This is a genomic window from Burkholderia sp. 8Y (genome assembly GCF_902506145.1).
GTDB lineage: Bacteria > Pseudomonadota > Gammaproteobacteria > Burkholderiales > Burkholderiaceae > Caballeronia.
Map to the genome: position 1 here is coordinate 1,182,270 of NZ_LR733520.1, position 19,715 is coordinate 1,201,984.

Genomic DNA, 19,715 nt, shown 5'->3' on the forward strand with positions numbered 1-19,715 from the left:
ATATCTGCGCCGCTGTATGGGCGCGTCGGGGCGTTTTCGCTACACTGAATCGTCGACATTCCGTTCCCCAACGCCCCGTTTCCTGACCCAGCCATGTCTCTAGATCCGAACTATCCACGCGACCTGATCGGCTACGGCCGCCATCCCGTGCAGGCGAACTGGCCGGGGCGTGCGCGCGTCGCCGTGCAATTCGTGCTCAATTACGAAGAAGGCGGCGAAAACTGCGTGCTGCATGGCGATCCCGGCTCCGAGCAGTTCTTGTCGGAGATCGTCGGCGCGGCGTCGTATCCGTCGCGTCACATGAGCATGGAGTCCATCTACGAATACGGCTCGCGCGCAGGCGTCTGGCGCATCTTGCGCGAATTCGAGAAGCGCGGCTTGCCGCTCACGGTGTTCGGCGTCGGCATGGCGATGGAGCGGCATCCGGAGCTTTCGCGGGCGTTCGTGGAACTGGGGCATGAGATTGCGTGCCACGGTTATCGCTGGATTCACTATCAGGATATGTCGCCGGAGCGCGAAGCGGAGCACATGCGCCTCGGCATGGAAGCCATCGAACGCGTGACGGGCGTGCGTCCGCTCGGCTGGTACACGGGCCGCGACAGTCCGAACACGCATCGGCTGGTGGCGGAATACGGCGGCTTCCTCTATGACTCCGATTACTACGGCGACGACCTGCCGTTCTGGATGGACGTCGACTTGGGCGGAGGCAAGACCACGTCGCAACTGATTGTGCCGTACACGCTCGACACCAACGACATGCGCTTCGCCACGCCGCAGGGCTTCAATACGGGCGACCACTTTTTCACGTACTTGCGCGACGCTTTCGACGTGCTCTACGAAGAAGGCGACGAAGCGCCGAAGATGCTGTCCATCGGCATGCACTGCCGGCTGCTCGGCCGGCCGGGGCGCTTTCGCGGCCTGCAAAAGTTTCTCGATCACATCGAAAAGCACGACCGCGTGTGGGTGACGCGGCGTGTCGATATCGCGCGGCACTGGCGCGAACATCACCCCTACGAACGAACGCAAGAAGACAACGGGACGGCGGCATGAAGGCGATGCAAACCACACTCGATCAACTCAACACCATGCCCGCCGACGCGTTCGTGACCGTGCTCGCCGGCATCTTTGAGCATTCGCCGTGGGTCGCGGAGATCGCGGCGGCCAGGCGCCCGTTCGCGAGCATCGACGCGCTGCACGCGACGATGTCGCAGGCGGTCGAAACGGCGGGCGCGGACAAGCAACTCGCGCTCATCAACGCGCACCCGGAACTCGCGGGCAAGGCGGCGGTGCGCGGCGAACTGACGGCCGAATCGACCCGCGAGCAAAGCGGCGCCGGTCTCAACCTCTGCACGCAGGAAGAATTCGACAAGCTCCAGTCGCTGAACGCGGCTTACCGCGAGAAGTTCGGCTTTCCGTTCATTCTCGCGGTGCGCGGGTATGACCGTCACGGCATCATCGCGAACTTCGAGGCGCGCGTGAACCACGACCGCGCCGAAGAGCTTCGCACGAGTCTCGACCAGATTTACCGGATCGCGCGCTTCAGGCTCGACGACCTGATTACGCAGTGAACCGCATTTCCCCGTATAGACAAGGACGAAGACAATGGCAATTCCGACACTCGATCCCAACGCGCCCGACTTCACGCGCCGCTATGTGAACCTCGCGGACCCGCGTCTGGGCGCGCAGGCACTCGAGGCGAGCGACGATTTCTTCGCGCCGAAGGAACGCATGCTGAACCCCGAGCCGGCCGTGTTCATTCCCGGCAAATACGACGAGCATGGCAAGTGGATGGACGGCTGGGAAACGCGCCGCAAGCGCACGACCGGCTACGACTGGTGCGTCGTCAAGCTGGCGCGGCCGGGCGTCATCAAGGGCATCGATCTGGATACGAGCCACTTCACCGGCAACTTCCCGCCGGCGGCGTCAATCGAAGGCGCGCATGTCGCGCAGGGCGCGCCGAGCCAGTCCACGCAATGGACGGAAGTCGTGCCGTCGACGACGCTGCAAGGCAATAGCCACCACTATCTGGATGTCGCATCGACCGAGCCGTTCACGCACTTGCGCGTGAACATCTATCCGGACGGCGGCATCGCGCGTTTGCGGGTGTATGGTCAGCCGCAACTCGACTGGCGCAACGCGGATCGCAACGAACTGTTCGACCTCGCCGCGATGGAAAATGGCGCGTACCTGGTCGGCACGAACAACCAGCACTTCGGTCTCGCGTCCACGCTTCTGATGCCGGGCCGCGGCGTCAACATGGGCGACGGCTGGGAAACGCGCCGCCGCCGGGAGCCGGGCAACGACTGGTGTATCGTCGCGCTCGCGCAGCCGGGCATCATCAAGAAAGTCGAAGTCGATACGGCGCACTTCAAGGGCAATTTCCCCGATCGCTGCTCGTTGCAGGCGGCGTATGTGAAGGGCGGCACGGACAGCTCGCTCGTCACGCAGGCCATGTTCTGGCCGGTGCTGCTGTCGGAGCAGAAGCTGCAGATGGACAAGCAGCACTTCTTCGAATCGGAACTCGCGGCGCTCGGACCGGTGACGCACGTGCGCTTCAATATCTATCCGGACGGCGGCGTGTCGCGCCTGCGTCTTCTCGGAACGCTTGCATGATGAAGACGCTCGCGATCGAACCGTTGACGCGCACGGCGTTCGAACCTTTCGGCGATGTGATCGAGCTCGAAGGCGCGAAGCAGATCCCGATCAACCTCGGCACGACGATCCGCTTCCACGATCTCTGCAAGGTGGACGTGACGGACGAGGGTGGCCGCACGCTCGTCAATCTCTTTCGCGGACAGCCGCGCGTGCTGCCGTTCGAAGTGAAGATGATGGAGCGTCACCCGCTCGGCTCGCAGGCGTTCATTCCGCTCGACGAGCGGCCGTATCTCGTCGTGGTCGCGCCGGCGGGCGAACTCGACGAGTCGAAGATTCGGGCGTTCGTCACGCGCGGCTGGCAGGGCGTGAACTACGCGAAGGGCGTCTGGCACCATCCGCTGATCGCGCTCGGCAAGGTCAGCGATTTCATCATCGTCGATCGCGGCGGGGACGGGCTGAATCTGAACGAGCAGGACCTGAGAGAGTCGTTGTGGCTGAACGAAGAGGCGTTGCGCTTAAGCATTGCGTGAATCGCTTCTCGCAGTCACGGGAGAGACCGGCGCAGCATGGCCGGTCTTTTTCATTGCGCGCTACACTATGCCGCTCATTCCCGACGAGCGACTCACGATGCCAGCACGCCTGATCGACCTACGCAGCGATACCGTCACCCGCCCGAGCCCAGCGATGCTCGCCGCCATGTCCGCCGCCGAAGTCGGCGACGACGTCTGGGGCGACGATCCCACTGTCATCGAACTCCAGTCCGCGCTCGCCGCCCGCACCGGCAAGGAAGCGGGCCTGTTCTTTCCGAGTGGCACGCAAAGCAATCTCGCCGCGCTGATGGCGCACTGCGCGCGCGGCGACGAGTACATCGTCGGGCAGGCGGCGCACACGTACAAGTACGAGGGCGGCGGCGCGGCGGTGCTCGGCAGCATTCAGCCGCAGCCGATCGAAAACGCGCCGGACGGCTCGCTGCCGCTCGAAAAGATCGCGGCGGCGATCAAGCCGATCGACGATCACTTCGCGCGCACGCGCTTGCTCGCGCTCGAAAACACCATCGGCGGGAAAGTGCTGCCGGCGGATTACGTGGCGCAGGCGACGAAACTCGCGCGCGATCGCGGCCTCTCGACGCATCTGGACGGCGCGCGCATCTTCAACGCAGTGGTGGCGTCGGACCGGCCGGTAAGCGAACTGTGCGCGCCGTTCGATACCGTCTCCATCTGCTTTTCGAAAGGGCTCGGTGCGCCGGTCGGTTCGGTGCTGGTCGGCAGCAAGGCGCTCGTGGCTGTCGCGCACCGCTGGCGCAAGGTGCTCGGAGGCGGCATGCGGCAGGCGGGCGTGCTCGCGGCGGCGTGCCTCCATGCGCTCGATCATCACGTCGACGGGCTTGCGCAGGATCACGAGAACGCGGCGCGGCTCGCGGCGGGGCTCGCCGAAATCGACGGAATCGTGATTCAGTCGCAAGCCACGAACATGGTGTTCGCGCAGATTCCCGAGAAGCATTGCGCGCCGCTCGAAGCGTGGCTCAAGGAGCGGGGCATTCTCACGCAGATGTTGTACGCATCGCGCTTCGTGACGCATCGCGACGTGTCGCGCGAGGATATCGATACCGTCCTGCACGCAGTCAAAGCCTACTTCGCCGCGCAATGAAAAACGGCCCGATTGGGAAAGCCAATCGGGCCGTTTCGCATCGGCGCGGCGTTACTGCACCGCGCCTCCATCGAACCACGCGGCAATCTTCTGACGCTCGGCATCCGTCATTTGCGTGACGTTGCCAAGGGGCATCGCTTTGAGCGTGACCGCCTGCTGATGCACGCGCTGTGCGTTCTGGCGGATCTCGGCGGGCGTGTCGAGCAGGACGCCGGCGGGCGCGCTGCCCATCATCGTCGGATGCGCGGAGTGGCAGACCGCGCAACGCTGCTGAATGATCGGCTGGATATCGGCGACCTTGATCGCCGGCGTGCCTGCCGCCTGCGCGACCGGCACCGTCGGCGCGGGCATCGTCCAGGCGAAGGCGCCGAGCACGAGCACGAGACCGGCGAGCGGCATGTACCACAGCACTTGTCCGCGGTGACGCATCACGAAGAACTGACGGATCAGCGCGCCGGCCAGCATGATGAGCACGAGGATCACCCAGTTGTAGCGGTGCGTGTAGGTCATCGCGTAGTGGTTGGACAGCATCGCGAAGACGACCGGCAGCGTGAAATACGTGTTGTGCACCGAACGCTGCTTGCCGCGCTTGCCGTAGATCGCATTCGGCGTTTCGCCCTTGAGCATCGCGGCGACCATCTTGCGCTGTCCCGGAATGATGACGAAGAACACGTTCGCCGACATGATCGTCGCGATCATGGCGCCCGTGATCAGATACGCAGCGCGGCCCGAGAACACGTGGCACGCCACGAACGCCGCCACCAGCACGTAGATGCCCACGCAAATGCCGAGCAGACGGTCGTTGTTGCCGAGCAGGCGGCAGAGCGAGTCGTAGACGATCCAGCCGGCCATCAGAAAGCCGAGCGCGGCGGAGACCGCGACGACCGGTCCCATGTCGAGCACGTTCTTGTCGATTAGATACGTGCTCGGTGACAGCAGATACAGCACGAAGAAGAGGCCGAAGCCGGACATCCACGTGGTGTAAGACGGCCAGAACGACCAGTGCAGATTCTCCGGCATGTCTTGCGGCGCGACCGAATACTTCTGCATGTGATAGAAGCCGCCGCCGTGAACGTGCCAGAAGTCGCCGAACACGCCGCGCCGGCGCGCATTCGGGTCCTGCGGCGGTTTCAGGCTATTGTCGAGCGCGACGAAGTAGAACGACTCGCCGATCCACGCGATCGCGACGATCACGTGCAGACAGCGCAAGGCCAGGTTGAGCCAGTCGGTGATAAAGCCTTCCATGAACTCCTCCACTACCGATTCGTTATGTGCACGCCGCGCGTTGACGGCGTGCTGATCGTTTCCATTTGCCTGGTTCTAGCTGCCGCGATACGTGCTGTACGCCCAAGGCGACACCAAAAGCGGCACGTGATAGTGCGCAGCCGTATCCGCGATGCCAAAGCGCAGCACGACGCGATCGACGAAGCGCGGCTCGGGCACCTTCACGCCGAGCGCGGCGAAATAGTCGCCCGCGTGAAAGACGAGTTCGTACTCGCCGGTTTCGAGTTCCGCGCCTTCGAGCAGCGGCGCATCGCAGCGGCCGTCGTCGTTGGTGAGCGTGGTCTTGATTGCGCGCCGGGTGTCGCCCGCGAGCGCGAAGAGCTCGACTTGGATGTTCGCGCCCGGGCGGCCGTGCGCGGTGTCGAGGACGTGGGTGGTGAGCTTGCCCATTCGCATGTTCCTTGTGTTGTGCGATGTCCGGCTCGCGCATCGATCCGAAATCCGCACTGGGGAACCGTGCGGCGGCGGCGGATCGAGGCTCCACGTCAGTGGCTACATACCCGTCGGCGTTTCAGATGCGCGCCGTGTACAGCATTGTAGAAATTCGAGACGCGCTGTGCGCCCGCGATAGGAAAGATAATGCCGGACGCATGAGCGCCGCCGTTGGTGCAAGACCAGGGCACGCGGGCATCCGCGCGGCTTTCGGTGCGATGCTACCTGCGCCAAAATTCGGGAATATATCGCCGGGCTGAATGCGACTATGACGGCCCCATGATTGCCGCCGTGTTTTTGGCTACCGACAGTGACACGGCGCGCAATCGAGGCGCGTCCCGAAGACGGCGTTCCACGCTGGGTAACCGGGGCTGTCACTGGTCCTTTTACCCTGATGCAACCCGTTTCGGAGAACATTCGATGAATGCGACACCCCGCAGCCTGCTCGTCAAGAACGCCCACATGCTCGTCACGATGGACGCGCAACGCCGCGAAATCGCCGATGGCGGCCTGTATATCGAAGGCAACCGCATCGTCGCGGCCGGACCGACGAGCGAGCTTCCGCAGACGGCGGACGACGTGCTCGACATGCGCGGGCATCTCGTCATTCCCGGCCTCGTGAACACGCATCACCACATGTATCAGAGCCTGACGCGGGCGGTTCCGGCCGCGCAGAACGCCGAGCTTTTCGGCTGGCTCACGAACCTGTACAAGATCTGGGCGCATCTGACGCCCGAGATGATCTCCGTCTCTACGACGACCGCGATGGCCGAATTGCTGCTCTCCGGCTGCACGACGTCGAGCGATCATCTCTACATCTATCCGAACGGCAGCCGTCTCGACGACAGCATCGCGGCGGCGCGCGAGATCGGCATGCGCTTTCACGCGGCGCGCGGCAGCATGAGCGTCGGCCAGAAAGATGGCGGGCTGCCGCCGGATTCGGTCGTCGAGAAAGAAGACGCGATCCTGAAGGACTCGCAGCGCCTCATCGAGACCTACCACGACGAAGGCCGTTACGCGATGCTGCGCGTGGTCGTCGCGCCGTGTTCGCCGTTTTCGGTGAGCCGCGAGCTGATGCGCGATTCCGCCGCGCTCGCCCGTCAGTACGGCGTGTCGCTGCACACGCATCTGGCGGAAAACGTGAACGATGTCGCGTACAGCCGCGAAAAGTTCGGCATGACGCCCGCCGAATATGCCGAAGACCTGGGCTGGGTCGGCCACGACGTCTGGCACGCACACTGTGTTCAGCTCGACAAGCCGGGCATCGAGCTTTTCGCGCGCACGGGAACGGGCGTCGCGCATTGTCCGTGTTCGAACATGCGGCTCGCGTCCGGCATCGCGCCGATCCGCGCGATGCGCGACGCGGGCGTGCCGGTCGGGCTGGGCGTGGACGGCTCCGCATCGAACGACGGCGCGCAGATGGTCGCCGAAGTGCGGCAGGCGCTGCTGCTTCAGCGCGTCGGCTTCGGACCGGACGCGATGACCGCGCGAGAAGCCCTCGAAATCGCGACGCTCGGCGGGGCGAAAGTGCTGAACCGCGACGACATCGGCGCGCTCGCGCCCGGCATGGCGGCCGATTTCGTCTCGTTCGATTTGTCGCAGCCGGCGTTCGCGGGCGCGCTGCACGATCCGGTGGCGGCGCTCGTGTTCTGCGCGCCGTCGCAGGTGGCGACGAGCGTGATCGGCGGGAAAGTGGTCGTGAAGGAAGGGCGGCTGGAGACCGTAAATCTCGGCGCGGTCGTCGAGCGGCACAACACGCTGGCGCGCGAACTGGCCAACGCCGCACGCTGACAGCGCGCCCCGCACGAGGCGCGCGATGCTGTCAGGGCTGATCGATCAGCGAGCGCGTCGCCTCGGCGACGAGACTGCGCAGCCAGCGCACTTCGTCGGAGTAGTGGCACCGCTCATGCCAGAGCTGGTAATACTGCATGGGCGGGAAGTCGAGCGGCGCGGGCACCACCGCGAGCGGCAGAAACTTCGCGTAATGGGCGGCAAAGAGGCGCGTGGTCGTGAAGACGAGATCCGACTTGATGAGCACGTAAGGCGCAAGATTGAAGTACGGCAGCGTCACGACGACATGGCGTTTCAGGCGCTCGCGCGCCAGATGCACGTCGATTGCTCCGCGCTGACCGACGGAATAGGGCGTCGGCGCGAGGTGCGGCGCGTTCAGGTACTGGTCGAGCGTGAGCCCGCCGCGCTTGGCGAACGGGTGCGTGTTGCTGACGAGACACACGATCTTGTCAACGAAGAGATTGGACAGATGCAGTTGCTCGGGCGGTTCCGGCCAGTTGCCGACGACGATATCGAGCTTGCCGTCTTCGAGCGCCAGTTCGTAATCGAACGCGGGGCCGAGCGAATGAAATTCGAGCGTCGCGTCGGGCGCGGCCTGCCGGAAACGCTCGACGACGGTCGGCACGAAGAGCACGTTCAGGTAGTCCGGACAGCCGATGCGATAGCACCGCACGGACGTCGAAGGGTCGAAGTTGTGCTGCTGGACCTTGATCCGCTCGATCTCGCGCAGCGCGTTCTGCGTCGGTTCGAGCAGGCGCAGGCCGTATTCGGTCGGCACCATGCCGGATTTGCCGCGCACGAGCAGCGGGTCGCCGGTGATGTCGCGCAGGCGGCGCAGCGCGGCGCTGATCGCGGGTTGGGACTGATTGAGCTTGACGGCCGCACGGGTGACGCTGCGTTCCATCAGCAAGGTATGCAAGACGCGCAATAAGTACGTATCGATCGCCTCGCGTTGCTGACTCATGTTATCTCCACTATATGTTCTGGCTGATCGATGCAGGGGTACAACATATCATTTTTAATATGACATGGAGGTGGCGTCAAGGTGTGGCTTACCCGGAAATCGCGGCACTGCGGGCGAGCGCGCGAATTTTGAGTGATCGACTTAGTGTCTCGAATTCTGTAAATTCTGGCCGCGATATGAGTTCGTGCGACAAACGGTGTCCTGCGCGCGCTGTCGCGGTAATTTTCCCCAGTCCGGCCTGCTCGGTGGCCGGGCGCATATTCAGAACTCAATGGGCGACGCCATTCAAGAGTCGACAATGCCACCGCGCCTGGCGTTGTCCGGCATCAGCAAGCAGTACCCGTCCGTCAAGGCGAACGACGGCGTGAATCTCGTCGTCATGCCGGGCGAGATCCACGCGGTTCTCGGCGAGAACGGCGCGGGCAAGTCCACGCTGATGAAGATCATCTACGGCGCGGTGCGCCCGGACGAAGGCGAGATTCGCTGGCAGGGCGAGACCGTCGAGATCGGCAGTCCGGCGGCGGCGCGCAAGCTCGGCATCGGCATGGTGTTTCAGCACTTCTCGCTGTTCGAGACGCTGACGGTCGCCGAAAACATCGCGCTCGCGCTCGACGAGAAGTTCGACATGAAGGCGCTCTCGAAGCGCATCCGCGACGTGTCGAAAGACTACGGGCTCGATGTCGATCCGCAGCGGCACGTTCATAGCCTGACGGTCGGCGAGCGCCAGCGCGTGGAGATCGTGCGGTGCCTGTTGCAGAACCCGCGGCTCCTCATCATGGACGAGCCGACTTCCGTGCTCACGCCGCAGGCGGTCCAGAAGCTCTTCACGGTGCTGCGCCGGCTCGCGGCCGAAGGGTGCAGCATTCTCTATATCAGCCACAAACTCGACGAAATCCAGGCGCTCTGCGAAAACGCCACGGTGATGCGCGGCGGCCGCGTGACGGGCAACGTCGATCCGCGCAAGGAAACGCACGCGTCGCTCGCGCAGTTGATGGTCGGCCACTCGCTGCCGGACTACACGCGCCGCGCCCACACGCCGGGCGATGCCTTGCTCGCGGTCAGGAATCTCTCGGTGGCGAGTCCGGACCCGTTTGGCACGTCGCTCGACCACGTGTCGTTCGAAGTGCGCGCAGGCGAGATATTCGGCATCGCGGGCGTGTCGGGCAACGGCCAGGCGGAACTGCTTGCCGCGCTCTCGGGCGAGATTCGCGATCGCCACGTCGCGCCGGACGCGGTGTCGATCTGCGGGACGCCTGCCGCGCGGCTCACGGCCGGCGCGCGGCGGCGGCTCGGCTTCGCGTTCGTGCCGGAAGAACGGCTCGGGCGCGGCGCGGTGCCGGCCATGTCGCTCGCGGAGAACGGCCTGCTGACCGCGCATCGGCAGCAGATGGTGCGCGGCGGCTGGATACGCGCGGGCGCGGTGCGCGGCTTCGCGGACCGCTGCATCGAGGCATTCGACGTGCGGTGTGGCGGCAGCGGCGCGCTCGCGCAAAGCCTGTCGGGCGGCAATCTGCAGAAGTTCATCGTCGGACGCGAGATTCTGCAGGCGCCGAAGGTGCTCGTCGTCGCGCAGCCGACCTGGGGCGTCGATGTCGGCGCGGCCGGTTTCATCCGCCAGCAACTGCTCGATCTGGCGTCGCGCGGCGTCGCCATTCTGGTGATCTCGGAAGAACTCGAAGAACTGTTCGACATTTGCGACCGGCTCGCAGTGCTCGCGCGCGGCAAACTCTCGCCGGTGCGCGCCACGGGCGAGACGAACGCCGAGGAAATCGGCCTCTTCATGGCGGGGCTTTTCGACGGCAAGCGCACGCCCGCGGCCGAACTCGATTCTTTGAGCAAATAAGCATGATCTTTCCCTATCGACTCGAAGCGCGCCCGACGCCCTCGCGCGCCATGCAGCTTGCAGTGCCGGTCGTGGCCGCCGTGGCGACGCTCGTCATCGGCTTTCTGATTTTCAGCGTCGTCGGCCAGGACCCGTTGCGCGCGATGCACGCGTTCTTCATCGAGCCGCTCTCGACCGTGAACGGCTGGTCCGAACTCGTGCTGAAGGCGTCGCCGCTGTGCCTGATCGGGCTGGGGCTCGCGGTCGGCTACCGCGCGAACGTGTGGAACATCGGCGCGGAAGGGCAGATGCTGCTCGGCGGCATCGTCGCGGGCGGCATCGCGATCCACGCCGGCGATGCGTCCGGCTGGTGGACGCTGCCGCTCATGGTGATCGGCGGTATCGCGGGCGGCATGCTGTGGGCCGCGATTCCGGCACTGCTCAAGAGCCGCTTCAACACCAACGAGATTCTCACGAGCCTGATGCTCACCTACGTCGCGACGCAGCTGCTGATCTATCTCGTGAGCGGCCCGTGGCGCGATCCGGAGGGCATGAACTTCCCGATTTCCGCGATGTTCGTCGACGATGCGCTGTTTCCGCGTCTCTACGGCGACTGGCACTGGAGTTTCCTGAAGGGCACGCGCATCAACGCGTCGGTGTTTCTGACGGTGATCGCGATTCCGCTCGTCTGGCTCTTCATGCGCAAGAGTTTCGCGGGCTTTCGCATGAACGTGGGCGGTCTCGCGCCGCTCGCCGCGCGCTACGCGGGCTTCTCGGACAAGAAGACCATCTGGACCTCGCTGCTGCTTTCGGGCGGGCTCGCGGGACTCGCGGGCATGGGCGAAGTGGCGGGTCCGATCGGGCAGCTTCAGGCAGGATGGTCGCCGGGCTACGGCTTCACCGCGATCATCGTCGTGTTTGTCGGACGGTTGCATCCGGTGGGGATCGTGCTCGCGAGTCTCCTGATGGCGCTGCTGTATCTCGGCGGCGAGGCGGTGCAAACGTCGCTGCAATTGCCGCAGGCGCTCGCAGGCGTGTTTCAGGGGCTGCTGCTTTTTTGTCTGCTCGGCTGCGATCTGTTTGTCAATTACCGCATTAGGCGCAGGACGCCGGCGCACCGCGCCGCTTAAAGACCGCATAAGAGCTTAAGAGAAATCGAAAATGGATATCAATCAAGCCAGCAATCTCGCCTCGAGCGCGGTCATCGCGGCGATCCCGCTGATGTTCGCGGGCGCGGGGGAACTCGTCGCGGAGAAGTCCGGCGTGCTCAACCTGGGCGTCGAAGGCATGATGCTGATGGGCGCCGTCACGGGCTACGCGGTCACGTCGATCACCGGCAGTCCGTGGCTCGGCATTGTGGCGTCGGTGTTCGCCGGACTCGCGATGGCGCTGCTCTTCGGCTTTCTCACCATCACGATGCTCGCCAACCAGGTCGCCACGGGCCTTTCGCTGACCATCTTCGGCATCGGTTTCTCGGCGTACGTCGGCAAGCCGTACACGTCGGCGGCAGTGCGCGCGACCATCGATGTGATGCCGATTCCCGGCCTGGCGTCGATTCCCGTCCTCGGGCCCGCGATCTTTTCGCTGACGCCGCTCGGCTATCTGGCCTTCGTGATGTTCGCCGTGATCGGCTGGTTCCTGTACAAGACCCGCGCGGGGCTCGTGCTGCGTTCGGTCGGCGAATCGCCAGCGGTGGCGCATTCGGTCGGCTTTCCGGTGGTCGGGGTGCGCTATGGCGCGACGCTTTTCGGCGGCGCAATGGCGGGCATCGCGGGCGGTTATTACTCCATCGTCTATCTGCACGTCTGGCAGGAACAGCTCACCTCGGGCCGTGGCTGGATTGCGCTCGCGCTCGTCGTGTTCGCAACGTGGCGGCCGGGGCGTCTTTTGATCGGCGCGCTACTGTTCGGCGCGGTCATGGCGTTGCAGTTCTACGCGCAGGCCATCGGCGTGCCGGTGCCGACGCAGTTTCTCGCGATGCTGCCGTATATCGCGACCATCGTCGTGCTCGTGCTGATCTCGCGCAACCCGAACACGATCAAGCTCAACGCGCCGGCATCGCTTGGCAAGCCGTTTTTCGCGGCGAGCTGATTCATGCAGCGCGCCGGCATTTTGCATTCGCGGTGCCGCATGCAGAGCGTTGGCATTCTGCATTCGCGGTGCCGCATGCAGCGCGCTGGCATTTTGCATTCGCGGTGCCGCATGCAAAGTGCCGCATTCAATCGTGCGCGGTCGGGCGGTGTGTTGTTCCGCTACCGCACCGCGCGCGCCTGATGTCCCCGCCGCCTTTTTTGGCAGACGAAACTTCAGGCGTGGCGTTTTTCGTTTTTGCATACAACATCCAAAGAGGAGAATCACAATGCAGAAAACCTGGCTGAAGGCGATCACGGCCACTGTCGCGCTGTCCGCGACGCTCGCCGCCGCGAGTGCGCAAGCCGCGGACGCTCCAGGCGTCGCGTTCGTCTATCTCGGCAATCCGGGCGATGCCGGCTGGACCTTCGCGCACGACGCCGGCAGCAAGGAAGCCGAAGCGAAGTTCGGCAACAAGATCAAGATCACGCGCGTGGAGAACGTGCCGGAATCCGCGGACTCGGAACGCGTGTTCCGCGATCTGGCGAACAAGGGCAACAAGATCATCTTCGGCACGAGCTTCGGCTATCAGGACTTCCAGCTGAAGGTCGCAAAAGACTTTCCGGACACCATTTTCCTGACCGCGACGGGCTTCAAGAAGGCGAAGAACTTCGGCACATATGACGTTCGGATGTATCAGGGCGCGTATCTCGCGGGCGTCGCGGCGGCTTACGTGACGAAGACGAACACGCTGGGCTTCGTCGCTTCGGTGCCGATTCCCGAAGTGGTCCGCAACATCAACGCCTATACCTTGGGCGCGCGGTCGGTGAACCCGAAGATTCATACGAAGGTCATCTGGATCAATAGCTGGTTCGATCCGGGCAAGGAAAAGCAGGCGGCCGAAACGCTGATCGGGCAGGGCGCGGACGTGCTGTTGCAGAACACCGATTCGAACGCGACGCTCAACACCGCGAACGAGAAGCACGTTCACGCGTTCGGCTGGGATTCGAACATGAAGAAGTTCGGTCCGGACGCGCATCTGGGCTCGGTCGTCGCGCACTGGGGCGTGTATTACGACGACGTGATCCAGAAGGTGCTCGACGGCAAGTGGAAGAACGATCCGGTCTGGCTCGGGATTCCGCAGAAGGCCGTGGACCTCGAAGACCTGAACACGACGGCCATTCCCGCGAAGGCGGTGCAGGCTGTCGCCGCGAAGCGGGACGAACTGCATTTCGGCAAGTGGGATGTATTCAGCGGCCCGATCAAGGACCAGTCCGGTGCGGACAAGGTGCCGGCAGGCAAGACGCTGTCGGATCCGGAACTGCAGCGTCTCAACTGGTATGTGGAAGGGGTGGACGGGTCGCTGCCGAAGTGAGTGGGCGTCGTCGTTACCTGAAACGAAAACCGCGCCCTCGGGCGCGGTTTCTACTGATGGCATTCAAAACGCCATCTTCAATCCTCAATCGTCGATGCGCAGCCCCACCTTGATCGTCACCTGCCAGTGCAGGACTTCGCCGTTTTCGATATGCCCGCGCGTTTCCGTCACTTCGAACCAGTGCATGTTGCGCAGGGTCTTCGACGCCTTGGCGAGCGCGACGCGCACCGCGTCATCGCTGGATTGAGTCGACGAGCCGGTAAGTTCGATCTGCTTATAGACGTGTTCCGACATGGTGTTCTCCTTGTGGTGTGCTCGGAATGCGATTCCAGCAAGGCGCGCGCCACGGCGCTAAGGAACGGCCGCCGCGTCACGAGAAGGCATTAACGCGTCCCGACAGACAGCCACGACGCGACGAGGCTCAACGCAGCGGACGTGAAGCGGCGTCGCCCGCGTCCTGACGGCGCGTGCCGCGACGCCGGCGCGCGGAAACGGTCGCACCGAACTCGCTCAGAATCTGCGTGCGGGCGCGGCTTGCGAATACCAGGAAGCCGAAGCCATTGGCCTCGTACCAGTAGCCGCCGTTCTCGAGCCCGTCGAGCGGCTGCTCCAGTGCATTCGTGATGGATTCGACGCAGCGCCGATGCAGCTCGTCGATGGCCGGGTAGGGCGGCTGGGCGCCGCGCACGCTGCACAGCAGGACATCGAGTCCTGGCAGCGCATGTGTATACAGCACCGGTTCGTCCTGCGCGCGAGCGCGTGCAATCTTGGTGTCGAGCTGGCCGAACGGCTTGAAATGCCGCAGCACGGCGAGAAAAGACTCGTCGCCATCAGCCTTCACGCGTCTACGCTTTTTCGGGAAGGACATAAAAACTCGCCTGAAAAAGAATTGCAAGAAACGCAGCGTCCTCATGCGGCCACTCCCGTCTTGCGTGCCGCACGTCGATCTTTTATAGCGCATCGATGTGATCAGGTCACGGTGATTCGAGCCTCCGGAACGCGCGACCGGCACATTGCCGATAGGCGTCAAAAGCGCACGAATCATGCCGATGACCTGTTGGCGGCCCGCTGGCATCCCCTCGGCATTCCCCTATGGGCATCTATCTGACATCTGTCTCAATAATAGTCCTGCTCCTAGCCGCGCGAACAGCCTGGACGAAGAAAAAAAAGCGGCCACGCTAACTAAAGGCGGATGGCGTGCCCTAAAGCGGGGCTCTCGCCCCTTCCGCTGCGCTCATTCGTCTAGACGCGCGGCGTCTTTCTGAGTTCATCGCGGATGTCGCGCAGCAGCAGCACGTCTTCGGGCGGTGCGGCGGGGGCCGGCGTCTCCGTGGGCTTGCGCAGATTGTTGATGAACTTGACCATCAGAAAAATGATGAATGCGAGGATCAGGAAGTTGATCAGCACCGTGATGAACGAGCCGTAGCCGAAAACCGCCACGCCCGCCGTCTGCAGATCCTTGTACGAATCGGGGTTGCCTTTGAAGGTCGGCGGTATGTGGCCGAGCCGGATGAAAAGATTGGAGAAATCGAGGCCGCCCGTCGCGAGGCCGACGACCGGCATGATCAAATCCTTGACGATGGAATTGACGATGGTCGAAAACGCGCCACCGATGATGACGCCGACCGCGAGGTCCATGACGTTGCCCTTCAGCGCGAAGTTCTTGAATTCGTCGATCATGCTCATGCGGGGATTCCTCCTTTTCAGGTGCGAAACGATTGTTCTGAGCGTGCAGCGAAACGCCATTGCACGCTGCTCCATATGTACAAGCGAAACGACGCGTGAAGCGCGTTTCGCTCGCGGGCAAGGCAATGATAGACAATCCGTTCGCGCGCCGCGCAGCGGGTGACTCGTCAGACGACACGCACGGCTAGGCGGCCTGCACGCGCCCGACGCTGATCGCCGCGCAGAACGCCGCGTGATCGGCCACGGTCTGCGCGCCGTACCGCTCGGCCCAGACTGCGTAGGCGGCGTCGAGCTTGTCGGACGTGCCGCAGTAGCCGGCAATGAGCGCGGCGTCGCCGGTGCGGGCGTGCGCGCGGGCGAGCAGCAGGCCGAGACACCACGCGTAGAAGTCGAAGGTCGCGCCGTGAAGCCAGTCGACGGGAACGGAGCCGCGAATCTGCTTCATCTGCCGCACGTAGAAATCGCGCCCGGCGATGGTCGTCCAGCCGAGCAACGCATCGGATGAACTCTGCAGGAGGCGCTGGCCATGCACGACGCGCCTGCCCTGATGACGAAACGGTTCGTCGAGCGGCGGCACGAACGGCGCGGCGGCCGGCACGATGCCTTCCTTCACCTGCATGAAGATCGGGTCGCCGAGCGCGCGGCCGATCATCAGCACCAGATAGGCGCGCGTGCCGACGCTTCCGACACCCACCACGCGATGCGCGACATCCACCACATCGTAGCGTTCGAGCATCATGCGCCACTCGCCCGCGATGGTCTGCAAGTACGCCTTGAAGCCGTCGATCACGTGGTTCTTTTCGGCGGCGTCGAGTTCCGTCAGGATCGGCGGATCGACCTTGAAGCGCCAGCTCTTGCCGGCGGGCTCCGCGACCTTCGCGAGCATCGTCGCGTGCGAGCGTTTCATGGCGCGCTCGACCGTGCGTTCGATGGTGCATTTCTCGTCGGCGGTGAGGCGCGTGGGCGCGTCGATGTGCAGCGCGCTCGCGTAGGAACGCATCTGCCACAGGTCGTACGGGCTCACTTGGCGCAGCGCGTTCATCGTCGTGCGGTACGCCTCGCAGGCCGAACGCACCGCGCGCTCGCGGCCTTCTGCATCCACGCCGTTTTCGCGGGCGGCGACGTTGATGCTCGCGGTCAGGCGCTTCAGGTCCCACTCCCAGGGAGCGACGAGCGTCTCGTCGAAATCGTTGAGATCGAACACGACGTCCTGACGCGGCGTGCGAAAGAGGCCGAAATTGTTGATGTGCGCGTCGCCGTCGATCATCACGTTGTGCCCGATCGATGGCGACCTCGCGAGATCCCACGCCATGACGGTCGCGGCGCCGCGCAGGAACGCGAACGGCGATTCGGCCATGCGCGACATGCGCAGCGGCACGAGCCGCTCCTGGCGTCCTGCATTGACCGCGAGCACGCGCTCGACGGGATCGGGCCGGTCCGGCTCCGGCTTCCAGTTCGCGTGCGCGTCGAAGGGGATGGCGTCGCGCAGCGCGCGGCCGGCGGCGCGGCTTTCCTCGGCCGTGCCGTTGGCTTGCGATGTCGTCGGAATGGAGCTGGGGCGCGTGGACAAGCGGATCTCCTTTCGGCGAGCGATTGCTGCGGGTGCGATGACTGGCCAGCATACAGCAGTTCGCGCGCTGTTTTGGGCTTCTCGATCGCGCCGGCCATGGCGTGCGGCATGACGAGCCAGCCAGTCATGTGGAGGTAGTTACATAAGCAGTTGACCGTCACGCGTCGTCGCCGGGCACGGGCCTTGCTCAATCCGAATCCGCTTATGCCGTGCAATGCGGCACCCTTACCCCGCGCAACGCGCGTCACTCTCTGCCGAACATCTCATGCCGAACCAATTCCGCATTGCCGAAGGATCCCCGTTTCCGCTTGGCGCGACGTGGGACGGAAACGGCGTCAACTTCGCCCTGTTTTCCGCGAACGCGACGAAAGTCGAGCTGTGCCTCTTCGACGAGAAGGGCGAAAAAGAAACGCAGCGCATCGAGTTGCCCGAATACACCGACGAGGTGTGGCACGTCTATCTGCATGGCCTCGCGCCCGGCGCCGTGTACGGCTATCGCGTGCACGGACCGTACGAGCCGGAAAACGGGCATCGCTTCAATCCGAACAAGCTGCTGCTCGATCCGTACGCGAAGGCGCACGTCGGCGAAATGAAGTTTGACCCGGCGCTCTTCGGCTACACGCTCAACGCCGAAGGCGACGACCTCACGTTCGACGAACGCGACAGCGCGCCGTTCATGCAGAAGTGTCAGGTCATCGACCAGAGCTTCACGTGGACGCACGCCACGCGCGTGCGCGTGCCCTGGGAACACACGATCTTCTACGAAACGCATGTGCGCGGCTTCACGAAGCGGCATCCGGCGGTTCCCGAAAACATGCGCGGTACCTTCGAAGGGCTCGGGCAGAAGGAAGTGGTCGATTACATCAAGAGCCTCGGCGTGACGTCCGTGGAACTGCTGCCGATCCACGCGTTCGTGAACGACAGCTATCTGCTCGACAAGGGCCTGACGAACTACTGGGGCTACAACACCATCGGCTTTTTCGCGGCCGATCCGCGCTATTTTTCGCGCGGGGCGGGCGTCGTCGCGGAGTTCAAGGAGATGGTCGACCGGCTGCACGAAGCCGGCCTCGAAGTCATTCTCGACGTGGTCTACAACCACACCGCCGAGGGCAACGAACGCGGGCCGACGCTGTCGTTCCGCGGCATCGACAACGCGTCGTACTACCGGCTGATGCCTGACCAGACGCGCTACTACATCAACGACACGGGCACCGGCAACACGCTGAATCTCTCGCATCCGCGCGTGCTGCAAATGGTCACCGACAGCCTGCGCTACTGGGTGACGGAGATGAACGTCGACGGCTTCCGTTTCGATCTCGCGACGATTCTCGGCCGTGAACCGTATGGTTTCGACGAAGGCGGCGGCTTCCTCGACAGTTGCCGGCAAGACCCGATTCTCTCCAGCGTGAAGCTCATCGCGGAACCGTGGGATTGCGGTCCGGGCGGCTATCAGGTCGGCGGCTTCCCCCCGGGCTGGGCAGAATGGAACGACCGCTATCGCGATACCGTACGCGGGTTCTGGAAGGGCGACGAAGGCGAATCCGCGGAACTGGCGAAGCGCATCACCGCGTCGGGCGACAAGTTCAACAAACGCGGGCGTCGTCCGTGGGCGAGCGTAAATTTCATCACGGCGCACGACGGCTTCACGCTCAACGATCTCGTTTCCTACAACGACAAGCACAACGAGGCGAACGGCGAGGACAACAAGGACGGTCATTCCGACAACAAATCGTGGAACTGCGGCGTCGAAGGGCCGACGGACGACGCCGAGATCCGCACGCTGCGCGAGCGCCAGAAGCGCAATCTGCTCGCCACGCTCCTGTTCTCGCAAGGCACGCCGATGGTCCTCGCGGGCGACGAATTCGGCCGCACGCAGCAGGGCAACAACAATGCGTATTGTCAGGACAACGAGATTAGCTGGCTGGACTGGGAAGGCATCGACGACGACGGCCGCGCGCTGACCGAGTTCGTGCGCAAGCTGACGACGCTGCGTCACACGCTGCCGGTGCTTCGACGCCAGCGGTTCCTGACCGGCGAAGTCCGCCAGGATATGGACGTGGCCGACGTCAAATGGCTGAGCCCGAGCGGCGACGCGCTCACGCCCGAGCAGTGGGACGATCCTGGCATGCACTGCTTCGGTCTCGTGATCGACGGCCGCGCGCAGGCCACGGGCATTCGCAAGCCTGCGTCCGACGCGACGCTTTTGCTGATCGTGAACGCCTATCACGATGTCGTCGATTTCACGTTGCCGGACATTCCCGGCCCCGATCAGTGGAGTTGTCTGATCGACACGAACGCGCCGGTCCGCGAGGAATTGCCGCAGTTCGATTCGGGCGATGTCTATCAGGTCACGGGCCGCTCGCTGCTGCTCTTCGCGCTGCAGGCGCGCGGCGCGACGCGGCGCGTGTTCGAGCGGCTGGAGGAGGCGCTCACGGACGAAGTGCCGCCGGAGCAGGGCGACACACCGTCCGCCGGTTGA

At 64.1% G+C, this 19,715-nt stretch carries 18 protein-coding genes; 11 read left to right on the plus strand and 7 right to left on the minus strand.

What is annotated here, in order from left to right:
* The first annotated feature begins 93 nt into the window (after window positions 1-93).
* The 5 genes from puuE to ltaE all read left to right on the plus strand — a co-directional run bounded on the left by puuE (window position 94) and on the right by ltaE (window position 4,242).
* Window positions 94-1,050 carry an allantoinase PuuE gene (puuE, locus tag GV035_RS16055; RefSeq protein ID WP_159836019.1) on the plus strand — a complete coding sequence of 319 codons (957 nt, stop codon included), beginning with the start codon at window positions 94-96 and terminating at the stop codon, window positions 1,048-1,050.
* On the plus strand, window positions 1,047-1,568 hold the full coding sequence (gene uraD / locus GV035_RS16060; RefSeq protein ID WP_159836020.1) for a 2-oxo-4-hydroxy-4-carboxy-5-ureidoimidazoline decarboxylase: 522 nt from the start codon (window positions 1,047-1,049) through the stop codon (window positions 1,566-1,568). Before puuE ends, uraD begins: the two co-directional genes overlap by 4 nt.
* A 34-nt stretch (window positions 1,569-1,602) precedes the next feature.
* Window positions 1,603-2,613 carry an allantoicase gene (gene alc / locus GV035_RS16065; RefSeq protein WP_159836021.1) on the plus strand — a complete coding sequence of 337 codons (1,011 nt, stop codon included), beginning with the start codon at window positions 1,603-1,605 and terminating at the stop codon, window positions 2,611-2,613.
* Window positions 2,613-3,125 carry an ureidoglycolate lyase gene (locus tag GV035_RS16070; protein ID WP_159837968.1) on the plus strand — a complete coding sequence of 171 codons (513 nt, stop codon included), beginning with the start codon at window positions 2,613-2,615 and terminating at the stop codon, window positions 3,123-3,125. Before alc ends, GV035_RS16070 begins: the two co-directional genes overlap by 1 nt.
* A gap of 109 nt (window positions 3,126-3,234) precedes the next feature.
* Window positions 3,235-4,242, plus strand: coding sequence for a low-specificity L-threonine aldolase (gene ltaE, locus GV035_RS16075; protein ID WP_159837970.1), 1,008 nt, complete (start codon window positions 3,235-3,237; stop codon window positions 4,240-4,242).
* 51 nt (window positions 4,243-4,293) lie between these two features.
* Here ltaE and GV035_RS16080 read toward each other — a convergent pair whose 3' ends face one another.
* Window positions 4,294-5,487 carry a urate hydroxylase PuuD gene (locus GV035_RS16080; protein WP_159836022.1) on the minus strand — a complete coding sequence of 398 codons (1,194 nt, stop codon included), beginning with the start codon at window positions 5,485-5,487 and terminating at the stop codon, window positions 4,294-4,296.
* A gap of 75 nt (window positions 5,488-5,562) precedes the next feature.
* The gene (gene uraH, locus GV035_RS16085; protein WP_159836023.1) at window positions 5,563-5,916 is read right to left on the minus strand and encodes a hydroxyisourate hydrolase; all 354 of its coding nucleotides are present in this window, start codon (window positions 5,914-5,916) and stop codon (window positions 5,563-5,565) included.
* Window positions 5,917-6,378: 462 nt separating this feature from the next.
* Between uraH and GV035_RS16090 the strand changes: the two genes are divergently transcribed.
* Window positions 6,379-7,749, plus strand: coding sequence for an 8-oxoguanine deaminase (locus tag GV035_RS16090; RefSeq protein WP_159836024.1), 1,371 nt, complete (start codon window positions 6,379-6,381; stop codon window positions 7,747-7,749).
* A 31-nt stretch (window positions 7,750-7,780) separates the two neighbouring features.
* Here GV035_RS16090 and GV035_RS16095 read toward each other — a convergent pair whose 3' ends face one another.
* Entirely contained in the window at window positions 7,781-8,713 is a 933-nt protein-coding gene (locus GV035_RS16095) for a LysR substrate-binding domain-containing protein (RefSeq protein ID WP_159836025.1), read from the minus strand.
* Between the two features lie 271 nt (window positions 8,714-8,984).
* On the opposite strand from GV035_RS16095, the gene GV035_RS16100 reads away from it, so the two are divergent.
* The 4 genes from GV035_RS16100 to GV035_RS16115 all read left to right on the plus strand — a co-directional run bounded on the left by GV035_RS16100 (window position 8,985) and on the right by GV035_RS16115 (window position 13,980).
* Window positions 8,985-10,556, plus strand: coding sequence for an ABC transporter ATP-binding protein (locus tag GV035_RS16100; protein ID WP_159836026.1), 1,572 nt, complete (start codon window positions 8,985-8,987; stop codon window positions 10,554-10,556).
* A gap of 2 nt (window positions 10,557-10,558) precedes the next feature.
* The gene (locus tag GV035_RS16105) at window positions 10,559-11,665 is read left to right on the plus strand and encodes an ABC transporter permease (protein WP_159836027.1); all 1,107 of its coding nucleotides are present in this window, start codon (window positions 10,559-10,561) and stop codon (window positions 11,663-11,665) included.
* A 31-nt stretch (window positions 11,666-11,696) separates the two neighbouring features.
* On the plus strand, window positions 11,697-12,626 hold the full coding sequence (locus GV035_RS16110; RefSeq protein ID WP_159836028.1) for an ABC transporter permease: 930 nt from the start codon (window positions 11,697-11,699) through the stop codon (window positions 12,624-12,626).
* Between the two features lie 268 nt (window positions 12,627-12,894).
* Window positions 12,895-13,980 carry a BMP family ABC transporter substrate-binding protein gene (locus GV035_RS16115; protein ID WP_159836029.1) on the plus strand — a complete coding sequence of 362 codons (1,086 nt, stop codon included), beginning with the start codon at window positions 12,895-12,897 and terminating at the stop codon, window positions 13,978-13,980.
* Window positions 13,981-14,064: 84 nt separating this feature from the next.
* On the opposite strand, the gene GV035_RS16120 is transcribed toward GV035_RS16115, so the two are convergent.
* From GV035_RS16120 to GV035_RS16135, 4 genes are all read right to left on the minus strand, one after another.
* Window positions 14,065-14,274 carry a dodecin gene (locus GV035_RS16120; RefSeq protein WP_159836030.1) on the minus strand — a complete coding sequence of 70 codons (210 nt, stop codon included), beginning with the start codon at window positions 14,272-14,274 and terminating at the stop codon, window positions 14,065-14,067.
* 127 nt (window positions 14,275-14,401) lie between these two features.
* Window positions 14,402-14,893, minus strand: a complete 492-nt coding sequence (locus tag GV035_RS16125; protein WP_159836031.1) for a hypothetical protein — start codon at window positions 14,891-14,893, stop codon at window positions 14,402-14,404.
* A 329-nt stretch (window positions 14,894-15,222) separates the two neighbouring features.
* Complete coding sequence (gene mscL / locus GV035_RS16130; RefSeq protein WP_159836032.1) at window positions 15,223-15,666, minus strand: large conductance mechanosensitive channel protein MscL; 444 nt, start codon at window positions 15,664-15,666, stop codon at window positions 15,223-15,225.
* Window positions 15,667-15,850: 184 nt separating this feature from the next.
* Window positions 15,851-17,236, minus strand: a complete 1,386-nt coding sequence (locus tag GV035_RS16135) for a DUF2252 domain-containing protein (RefSeq protein WP_159836033.1) — start codon at window positions 17,234-17,236, stop codon at window positions 15,851-15,853.
* A 265-nt stretch (window positions 17,237-17,501) separates the two neighbouring features.
* On the opposite strand from GV035_RS16135, the gene glgX reads away from it, so the two are divergent.
* Window positions 17,502-19,715, plus strand: a complete 2,214-nt coding sequence (gene glgX / locus GV035_RS16140) for a glycogen debranching protein GlgX (protein WP_159836034.1) — start codon at window positions 17,502-17,504, stop codon at window positions 19,713-19,715.

What these genes read in the sequence shown, in the direction of transcription:
- GV035_RS16100 (WP_159836026.1), top strand. Translation starts at nt 8,985, where the DNA reads ATGGGCGACGCCATTCAAGAGTCGACAATGCCACCGCGCCTGGCGTTG.
- GV035_RS16090 (WP_159836024.1), top strand. Translation starts at nt 6,379, where the DNA reads ATGAATGCGACACCCCGCAGCCTGCTCGTCAAGAACGCCCACATGCTC.
- GV035_RS16080 (WP_159836022.1), bottom strand. Translation starts at nt 5,487, where the DNA reads ATGGAAGGCTTTATCACCGACTGGCTCAACCTGGCCTTGCGCTGTCTG.
- glgX (WP_159836034.1), top strand. Translation starts at nt 17,502, where the DNA reads ATGCCGAACCAATTCCGCATTGCCGAAGGATCCCCGTTTCCGCTTGGC.
- GV035_RS16110 (WP_159836028.1), top strand. Translation starts at nt 11,697, where the DNA reads ATGGATATCAATCAAGCCAGCAATCTCGCCTCGAGCGCGGTCATCGCG.
- GV035_RS16120 (WP_159836030.1), bottom strand. Translation starts at nt 14,274, where the DNA reads ATGTCGGAACACGTCTATAAGCAGATCGAACTTACCGGCTCGTCGACT.
- GV035_RS16125 (WP_159836031.1), bottom strand. Translation starts at nt 14,893, where the DNA reads ATGAGGACGCTGCGTTTCTTGCAATTCTTTTTCAGGCGAGTTTTTATG.
- puuE (WP_159836019.1), top strand. Translation starts at nt 94, where the DNA reads ATGTCTCTAGATCCGAACTATCCACGCGACCTGATCGGCTACGGCCGC.
- GV035_RS16105 (WP_159836027.1), top strand. Translation starts at nt 10,559, where the DNA reads ATGATCTTTCCCTATCGACTCGAAGCGCGCCCGACGCCCTCGCGCGCC.
- uraD (WP_159836020.1), top strand. Translation starts at nt 1,047, where the DNA reads ATGAAGGCGATGCAAACCACACTCGATCAACTCAACACCATGCCCGCC.
- mscL (WP_159836032.1), bottom strand. Translation starts at nt 15,666, where the DNA reads ATGAGCATGATCGACGAATTCAAGAACTTCGCGCTGAAGGGCAACGTC.
- GV035_RS16115 (WP_159836029.1), top strand. Translation starts at nt 12,895, where the DNA reads ATGCAGAAAACCTGGCTGAAGGCGATCACGGCCACTGTCGCGCTGTCC.
- alc (WP_159836021.1), top strand. Translation starts at nt 1,603, where the DNA reads ATGGCAATTCCGACACTCGATCCCAACGCGCCCGACTTCACGCGCCGC.
- uraH (WP_159836023.1), bottom strand. Translation starts at nt 5,916, where the DNA reads ATGGGCAAGCTCACCACCCACGTCCTCGACACCGCGCACGGCCGCCCG.
- GV035_RS16070 (WP_159837968.1), top strand. Translation starts at nt 2,613, where the DNA reads ATGAAGACGCTCGCGATCGAACCGTTGACGCGCACGGCGTTCGAACCT.
- GV035_RS16095 (WP_159836025.1), bottom strand. Translation starts at nt 8,713, where the DNA reads ATGAGTCAGCAACGCGAGGCGATCGATACGTACTTATTGCGCGTCTTG.